The sequence below is a fragment of the Duganella radicis genome (assembly GCF_009720825.1).
Classification (GTDB): domain Bacteria; phylum Pseudomonadota; class Gammaproteobacteria; order Burkholderiales; family Burkholderiaceae_D; genus Rugamonas; species Rugamonas radicis.
In genome coordinates, this window is sequence record NZ_WNKY01000083.1 from 1 (window position 1) to 8,823 (window position 8,823).

Below are 8,823 nucleotides of genomic sequence, written 5' to 3' on the forward strand. Positions count from 1 at the left end.
TGGCGCGGGCGCCGGGCTTGCAGATGGCGCAGGCCGAGCTGGCGCGGCGGCAGGCGCTGGCGCAGCTCGAGCGCGCGCGCCGGGTGCCGGACGTGGCGCTCACGGTCGGCAGCAAGCGTTCGGAGGAGCTGGGCCGCACGCAGGCGGTGATCGGCCTGTCGCTGCCGCTGCCCTTGTTCGACCGCAACCAGGGCGCCGTGCTGGAGAGCGCGGCCCGCGTCGGGCAGGCGCGCGACGAGGTGGCGGCGGTGACCTCGCGGCTGGAGCTGGAACTGGTGCAGGCGCGCGAGGACTACGCGGCGGCGCGGGCGCAGGCTTTGGCCTTGCGGGACGAGATTCTGCCGGGTGCGCGCAGCGCCTACGAGGCGGCCAGCACCGGCTTCGACTACGGCAAGTTCGGCTTCCTCGATGTGCTCGATGCGCAGCGCACGCTGTTGCAGGCGCAATCGCACTACCTCACCACGCTGGCCGACGCTCATCGCGCGCAGGCGGCCATCACCCGCGTCCTCGGAGCCGATCATGAATAAGCGGCAAACCATCACCGTCGCCGCCATGGCGGCCATCGCGCTGCTGCTGGCGGCGCTCATCCTCAAGCCGGGCGACGATGGCCACGACGAGGGCCCGCACAGCGACGCCCCGCCGGCCGCCGCATCGCCGCGCACCGCCGCGCCATCGCCTGCCGGTGGCGCGGGCGGCGCGCTGGAGACCATTGCGCTGAGCGAGGCGCAGCGCCAGGCGGCCGGCATCGGGCTGGCCACGGCCGCGCCGGCGCCGATCAGCACCATCCTCACCCTGCCGGGCGAAATCCGCTTCAACGACGACCGCACCGCCCACGTGGTGCCCAAGCTGGCCGGCGTGGTCACCGCCGTGCACGCGCAGCTGGGCCAGACCGTGCGGCGCGGCCAGCTGCTGGCGGTGCTGGCCAGCAGCGCCTTGTCCGAGCAGCGCAGCGAGCTGCTGACCGCGCAACAGCGGCTGGCGCTGGCCGGCACCACGCTGGAGCGCGAACGCCGGCTGTGGCAAGACCGGATCTCCGCCGAACAGGACTACCTGCAAGCCAGGCAAACCCACGCGGAAGCCGAGCTGGCGGTGCAAAACGCGCGTCAGAAACTCAGCGTGCTGGGTGCCGGCGCGGCGGCCGGGGCCCGGCTCAACCAGCTGGAACTGCGCGCGCCGTTCGACGGCGTGGTGATGGAAAAACATCTGGCGCTTGGTGAAGCCATCAAGGAGGACGCCAACGTTTTCACCCTCTCCGACCTGTCCACCGTGTGGGCCGATTTCGCCGTGCCGCCGCAGGATCTGAACCGCGTGCGCGTCGGCGACACCGTCACCGTGCGCGCCACCGCCTTTGCCGCCCAAGCCGAGGGAACCATCATCTACGTCGGCGCGCTGCTGGGCGAACAGACCCGCACCGCCAACGCCCGCGTGGCGCTGGCCAATCCCGCGCGCGCCTGGCGCCCCGGCCTGTTCGTCAACGTCGACGTGCAGTCCGGCCGCAGCGCCGCGGCCGTCACGGTGGCGGCCGACGCGGTGCACACCGTTGACGGCCGCCCGGCCGTCTTCGTGCGCACGGCGCAGGGCTTCGCGGTGCAACCGGTGGTGCCGGGGCGCAGCGACGGCAAGCTGACCGAGATCCTGCAGGGCCTGGCCGCCGGCGCCCGCTACGCCGCCGCCAACAGCTACGTGCTGAAGGCGGAGCTGGGCAAGGACAGCGCCGAACACGCGCACTGAGGCGGAGGACCGATCATGTTTGAACGCATTATCCGCTACGCCATCGCGCAGCGCTGGCTGGTCCTGCTGCTGGTGGCCGCCATGGCCGCGCTGGGCCTCTACAGCTACCAGAAGCTGCCGATCGACGCCGTGCCCGACATCACCAATGTGCAGGTGCAGATCAACACCGGAGCGCCCGGCTACGCGCCGCTGGAGGTCGAGCAGCGCATCACCGTGCCGCTGGAAAGCGTGCTGGCCGGCCTGCCGCGCCTTGAGCAAACCCGCTCGCTGTCGCGCTACGGCCTGTCGCAGATCACCGTGGTGTTCAAGGACGGCACCGACATCTATTTCGCGCGCCAGCTGGTGGGCGAGCGCCTCCAGCAGGCGCGCGGCAAGCTGCCGGACGGTGTGGCGCCGGCGCTCGGCCCCCTCTCCAGCGGCCTCGGTGAAATCTACCTGTGGACGGTGGAGGCGCGGCCGGACGCGCGCAAGGCCGACGGCACGCCCTACACCCCCACCGATCTGCGCGAGATCCAGGACTGGATCGTCAAGCCGCAATTGCGCAACGTCGCCGGCGTCACCGAGATCAACACCATCGGCGGCTACGCGCGCGAATACCACGTGGCGCCGCAGCCGCAGCGGCTGGCCTCTTACGGCCTGACCCTGCAAGACCTGCTGACCGCGCTGGAGCGCAACAACGGCAACGCCGGCGCCGGCTACATCGAGAAGCGCGGCGAGCAACTGCTGGTGCGCGCCCCGGGCCAGGTGCGCACGCTGGACGACATCCGCGACGTCGTGCTGCGCAGCGCCGACGGCGTGCCGGTGCGCGTGCGCGACGTGGCGGAAGTGGACGTCGGCCGCGAACTGCGCACCGGCGCCGCCACCGAGAACGGCCGCGAGGTGGTGCTGGGCACGGTCTTCATGCTGATCGGCCAGAACAGCCGCGCCGTGGCGCAGGCGGTCGACCAGCGGATGGCCGCCATCAACCGCAGCCTGCCGCCGGGCGTGGTGGCGGTCACCGTGTACGACCGCACCGCGCTGGTGGACAAGGCCATCCGGACCGTCAGGAAAAATCTGCTGGAAGGGGCGGTGCTGGTGATCGCGGTGCTGTTTGTCTTCCTCGGCAATCTGCGCGCGGCGCTGATCACCGCCATGGTGATTCCGTTGTCCATGCTGTTCACCTTCAGCGGCATGGTGGCGTACCAGGTCAGCGCCAACCTGCTGAGCCTTGGCGCGCTGGACTTCGGCATCATTGTCGATGGCGCGGTGGTGATCGTCGAGAACTGTGTGCGCCGTCTGGCGCACGCGCAGGCGACGCTGGGCCGGCCGCTGACGCGGGCGGAAAAATTTGAAGAGGTGTTCGGCGCGGCGCAGGAGGCGCGCCGGCCGCTGCTGTTCGGCCAGCTGATCATCATGGTGGTCTACCTGCCCATCTTCGCGCTCACCGGGGTGGAAGGCCGCATGTTCCATCCGATGGCGCTGACGGTGGTGCTGGCGCTGGCCGGCGCCATGCTGCTGTCGGTCACCTTCATCCCGGCGGCGCTGGCGCTGTGCATCGGCGACCGCGTGGCGGAAAAGCACACGCCGCGTCTGACCGGCTGGTATGGCGCGCTGCTGGAGCGGGCGCTGGCCAACGTGCCGGTGGTGCTCAGCTTTGCCGCCATCGCGGTGGCGCTGTCGCTGCTGCTGGCCACGCGCATGGGCAGCGAGTTCGTGCCGTCCCTGAACGAGGGCGACATCGCCATGCAAGCCTTGCGCATCCCCGGCACCAGCCTGACCCAGTCGGTCGAAATGCAACAACGGATCGAGACCACGCTGCTGCGCCAGTTCCCCGAGATCGAACGGGTGTTCGCGCGCACCGGCACGGCGGAAATCGCCTCCGATCCGATGCCGCCGAATATCTCGGACGGCTACATCATGCTCAAGCCGGAAGCGCAGTGGCCCCGGCCGAGGAAGTCGCGCGCCGAATTGCTGGCGGCGATACAGGCGGCGGTGGCGCGGCTGCCAGGCAACGCCTATGAGTTTTCGCAGCCGATCCAGTTGCGCTTCAATGAGCTGATCTCGGGCGTGCGCAGCGATGTCGCGGTCAAGCTGTTTGGCGACGATGAGGAGGTGCTCAACACCACCGCCGCGCGCATCGCCGCCATGCTGGGCCAGGTCGCCGGCGCGCAGGAGGTGAAGGTGGAGCAGACCAGCGGCTTGCCGGTGCTGACCATCGATATCGACCGCGCCCGCACCGCGCGCTATGGCCTCAACGTCGCCGATGTGCAGCAGGTGATCGCCACGGCGGTGGGCGGGACGCCGGCCGGCGCCGTGTTCGAGGGCGACCGCCGCTTCGACATCGTGGTGCGCCTGCCGGACGCGCTGCGCGGCGATCTCGATGCGATCCGGCGCTTGCCGTTGGCGCTGCCGGCGGGCGGCGGTTTCATTCCGCTGGGCGAGGTGGCCAGCCTGCACGTCGCGCCGGGGCCGAATCAGGTCAGCCGCGAAAATGGCAAGCGGCGCGTGGTGGTCAGCGCCAACGTGCGCGGGCGCGATCTCGGCTCGTTTGTGGCGGAGGCGGAACAGCGCTTGCGGCAGGTGCGGATTCCGGCCGGTTACTGGACCGCGTGGGGCGGGCAGTTCGAGCAGTTGCAATCGGCCTCGCAGCGCCTGCGGCTGGTGGTGCCGGCCGCGCTGGCGCTGGTGATGCTGCTGCTGTTCGCCATGTTCGGCAATCTGAGGGATGGTTTGCTGGTGTTCAGCGGGATTCCGTTTGCGCTGACCGGCGGACTGGCGGCGCTGGCCTTGCGCGGCATTCCGCTGTCGATTTCGGCGGCGGTGGGCTTTATCGCCTTGTCGGGCGTGGCGGTGTTGAACGGGCTGGTGCTGGTCTCGGCCATCCGCGCCTTGCGCGAGCAGGGCCGGAGCGTCGAGCAGGCGGTGCGCGAGGGCGCGCTGGCGCGCCTGCGGCCGGTGCTGATGACGGCGCTGGTGGCCTCGCTCGGCTTCATCCCGATGGCGATCGCCACCGGCACCGGCGCCGAAGTCCAGCGCCCGCTGGCCACCGTCGTCATCGGCGGCATCCTCTCATCCACCGCCCTGACTTTGCTGGCGCTGCCGCTGCTCTACAGGGAGGTATATAGGGGCGCTGTATTTCACCAAGCCCTCAGCGGCGCGCGGCGCAGTGGGCCTGGATGAAGGCCTCGTGCGTCGGCATCTGGTCGACGCACTTGCCGATCACCGCGGCGATATCGCCCAGATAGTCGGCCACCTCCGCTTCGCTGAGCAGATGGGCCAGCGGATGGTGGCCGGCGGCCGCCACGCGCTGGCCGTGCAGCACCTGCAACCAGCCCGCTTCTGCGAACAGCTCGTTATCGACGCGCACGATGCGCCCGCGCGTGCGCCACAAATCCAGCTTGTCGCGCAGCGTCTGCGGGATGTCCATGGTGCGCACATAATGCCAGAACGGCGTGTCATCGCGCTCGGTGGCGTGGTAATGCAGGATGATGAAATCGCGGATGCGATCGATCTCGAAATCGCACTGGCGATTGAACTCGGCGATATCGGCCGCGCAAAAGCCCGTGTCGGGGAAGAAGGAAATCAAACGCGCAATGGTGGACTGGATCAGATGAATGCTGGTCGACTCCAGCGGCTCCAGAAAACCCGAGGCCAGGCCCAGCGCCACCACATTCCTGTTCCACGTCCGCTTGCGCTTGCCGGCCGTGAAGCGCAGCAGCTTCGGCTCCGCCAGCGGCCTGCCATCCAGACTGTCCATCAGCACAGACGCCGCCTCATCGTCGCTCATGAAGCGCGACGCATACACATGGCCGTTGCCGGTGCGGTGCTGCAAGCCGATGCGCCACTGCCAGCCGGCCGGCCGCGCCGTCGCCCGCGTGTACGGCAGCAGCCCGCCACCGGGCTCGCACGGCACCGCCCACGCGCGGTCGCAGGGCAGCCAGTGCGACCAGTCCTCAAAGCCGGTATGCAGCGCCTGCTCGATCAGCAGGCCGCGAAAGCCCGAGCAATCGATGAACAGCTCGCCGCCGATCAACTCGCCGTGCTCCATGCGCACCGCGTCGACATGGCCATCCGACGCACGCGTCAGTGCGTCCACCACCTTGCCCTCGATGCGGCGCACTCCGCGCGCCTCGGCATACTGGCGCAGATAGCGCGCATACAGGCCGGCGTCGAAGTGGAAGGCGTGCACGATGTCGGCCAGCGGCGAATTGCCATGCGAGCGGTCGGCGCGCATGAAGCGCCCGGCCTGCGCCGCCATGCGGTTGATGGAATAGCGCGCCAGATCCGGCGCCCGGCCAGCCTGATGCAGGCGCAGCCAGTATTGATAGAAAGGCAGGGTGGCCAGGTCCTGGCCAAAGATGCCGAAGCCGTGCATATACTGGTCGCCCAGCCGGCCCCAGTCGCGGAACTCGATGCCCAGTTTGAAGGTGGCCTGGGTGGCACGGACGAATTCATTCTCGTCGATGCCCAGCACCTGGTTGAACAGCTTGATCATGGGGATGGTCGATTCGCCCACGCCCACGGTGCCGATGTCGTCCGACTCGATCAGAGTCAGCTCCACCTTGTCGCCCAGCACGCGCGCCAGCGCGGCCGCCGCCATCCAGCCGGCGGTGCCGCCGCCCACGATGACCACCTTCTGTATTGTCTCCATCCGCCTGCCCTGGTCATGATTAGGCTGCATAGCCTACCATGACCCGGCGGGCGCGGCCTTACTCCTGCGGCGTCAGCGCCAGCGCCGCGCTGAAGTCGCCCATCGGCTTGGCGCCGTTGGCCGCCAGCGCCTTGTCGCGCATGGTCAGGCCGTCCAGCACCGGCAGGTTGAAGCGGTGGGTGATGGCGCGCAGGATGGAGGCCGAGTCATATTGCGTATGGTCGACCGTGCCCTTCTTCACGTACGGCGAAACGATGATCGCCGGCACGCGCGTACCCGGACCCCAGCGGTCGCCCTTGGGCGGGGCGGCGTGGTCGTAGAAGCCGCCGTTCTCGTCGTAGGTGACGATCACCAGCATATTCTTCCACTGCGGGCTCTTCTTCAGCTTGGCGATCACATCGGCGATGTGGGCGTCGCCGTCGGCCACCGAGGCGTAGCCGGCGTGCTGGTTCAGATTGCCCTGCGGCTTGTAGAACGCCACCGCCGGCAGCGTGCCGTTGGCCACATCGGCCACGAACTGGCTGTCGTAATCCTTCAGGTGCGCCGCGCGGTTGGCCGGGAACTTCACCGGGTCCATATTAGCGAAGTAGTTGAACGGCTGGTGGTGGAACTGGAAGTTGGGCGGATTGGCGAAGGCGCCGCGCGTGGCCGAGGTGGCGTTGGCGCTGGTGCTGTTCCAGGCGCCGGCGTACCAGGCCCAGTCGACGCTCTTGGCCGTCAGCAGATCGCCGATATTCTTATGCGTCTGCGGCGGCAGGGTGGTGGCCTTGGCGGTGTCGGCGTACAGATGGGTGCTGTCGTCGCCGGCCGGGGCGTTGCTGCTTGGCTGGTACGGCGGCTGCATGGTGTTGACCGCGTAGAACATGCCGCTGGCGTCGGCCGGGGTGATGGCGCCATCGTTGGCATAGGACGGCGCGCCATTCAGCACGCTGCCGGGCGCGCTGGCCGACGGCGTCAGGCGCAGGAAGTTGCCCTTGCTGTCGACATCGATCTTGGCGATCGAACCGGCCGCCACCGACTTGTCGGCGTTCGGGTATTGCGGCGCGCAGGCGCAGATCAGGTACTGGTGGGTCAGGAAGGAGCCGCCAAAGGCGCCGATGAACAGATTGTCGGCCAGCGCGTACTGGCGGGCGATGTCCCACAGCTTCATCTTGCTGCCGTCGTAATAGCCCATGGTCAGGCCGCCGGCGTCGGAATAGGCCGCGAACTTGTCGTTGGCGCCGCCGTTGATCTGCATCTGGTTGTTGTAGAAGCGGTGCACCAGGTCGCGCGTGATCACCGATTGCGGGAGGGCGATCGGGCTGCTGGCGTCGTCGATCTGGAACGGCTTGTTGGGCAAGTTGGCCGACTGCGCCTGCGTCACCACCAGCGACTGGCCGGCGGCGGTCATGCCGCCCCAGGTCGGCGGCAGCACCGGCAGGGTGCTGTTGTCGACGTCCTTCTGCGCCACGTAGCCGCCGGTGGAGCTCGGGTTCACGCCCGGCACGCCGTTGGCGCCCGGGAACAGGCCGTACAGATTGTCGAAGCCGCGGTTCTCGGCGTAAATCACCACGATGTTCTTGATGTTGGCCAGCGCCGCGCCGGCCGTGATGGTGGCGGCCACGTCGGCCGGCGCCGTTTGCGCGGCGGCGTTGGCGATGATGCCGGTCATCACGTCGTTCTCGGCCTTGAGCCTGGCCTGGTCGTCGCCGGACACCTTGTTGACGTCGGCCAGCAGATTGGCTTCCGACACCCCGAGGCGCGCGGCCAGCTGGGCATTGGCCTTGGCGAAATCGCCGCCGTTGGCGTCCATCAGGGCGCTCAGCTCGGTGCTGATGGCGTCGATCACGCCGGTGTGGCCGTCCGGCGCGCGCAACACCAGTTTTTGCGTGACCTTGGTGCCGGCGTCGCCGAGCGCCTCGTGGCGGATGGCGTCGGTGCCGACCGTGACCAGCAGGGCGCCGTGGCTGGCGCCGGTGATGGTGAAGCTGCCGTCGGCGCCGGTGCGCACCGTGCCGGAATTGCTGTCGCAGGTCAGCTTGGCGCTGCTGCTTTCCAGGCAGACCACGGCGTTTTCATAATAGCTGCCGACCACCTGGCCGGAGAACGAGGGCGCGCTGTCGGACGAGCTGCCGCAGGCGATCAGGCCGGCGCCGATGCCGGCCGCCGCCAGCAGCAGCGGCAGCGTTTTCAAAGAGGGTTTCATGGTCTGCCTTGAGGGTGGGGATGAAAGCGGCTCATGCTAGGCAGCAAATATGTCAGGACGATGAAATGAAACCGGCATAAAAGTATCGATTTGTATCGTTTTCTAACAGTCATGTAGCCGTCATGTCGTGCTGCTAGGCTGTGCGCATGAAAATGATTTATACCGTTGTGCTGGCAACGCTGCTGGCGGCCTGCCAGCCGGCCACGCCGCCCGCGCCTGCCACTGCCGCCGCGTCAGCCGATGCCGACCCCGTGCGCGCCGCCTACGCGCCGCCGGC

The 8,823-nt window shown here is 68.7% G+C and carries 5 protein-coding genes; 3 read left to right on the plus strand and 2 right to left on the minus strand.

Annotation, left to right across the window (positions count from 1 at the left end):
• The 3 genes from GM676_RS30720 to GM676_RS30730 form a co-directional block, all read left to right on the plus strand.
• The coding region (locus GM676_RS30720; protein ID WP_170304391.1) for a TolC family protein at nucleotides 1–527 on the plus strand (527 nt) is incomplete at its 5' end.
• Nucleotides 520–1,731: an efflux RND transporter periplasmic adaptor subunit gene (locus tag GM676_RS30725; RefSeq protein WP_155468366.1), complete on the plus strand. Its 1,212-nt coding sequence runs from the start codon at nucleotides 520–522 to the stop codon at nucleotides 1,729–1,731. The genes GM676_RS30720 and GM676_RS30725, both read left to right, overlap by 8 nt.
• 15 nt (nucleotides 1,732–1,746) lie before the next feature.
• On the plus strand, nucleotides 1,747–4,890 hold the full coding sequence (locus GM676_RS30730) for an efflux RND transporter permease subunit (RefSeq protein WP_155468367.1): 3,144 nt from the start codon (nucleotides 1,747–1,749) through the stop codon (nucleotides 4,888–4,890).
• On the opposite strand, the gene GM676_RS30735 is transcribed toward GM676_RS30730, so the two are convergent.
• Nucleotides 4,859–6,361: a tryptophan halogenase family protein gene (locus GM676_RS30735; RefSeq protein ID WP_155468368.1), complete on the minus strand. Its 1,503-nt coding sequence runs from the start codon at nucleotides 6,359–6,361 to the stop codon at nucleotides 4,859–4,861. The two genes, GM676_RS30730 and GM676_RS30735, sit on opposite strands and share 32 nt — an antisense overlap.
• Before the next feature lie 58 nt (nucleotides 6,362–6,419).
• Nucleotides 6,420–8,546, minus strand: a complete 2,127-nt coding sequence (gene acpA / locus GM676_RS30740; RefSeq protein ID WP_155468369.1) for an acid phosphatase — start codon at nucleotides 8,544–8,546, stop codon at nucleotides 6,420–6,422.
• Between the last annotated feature and the right edge of the window lie 277 nt (nucleotides 8,547–8,823).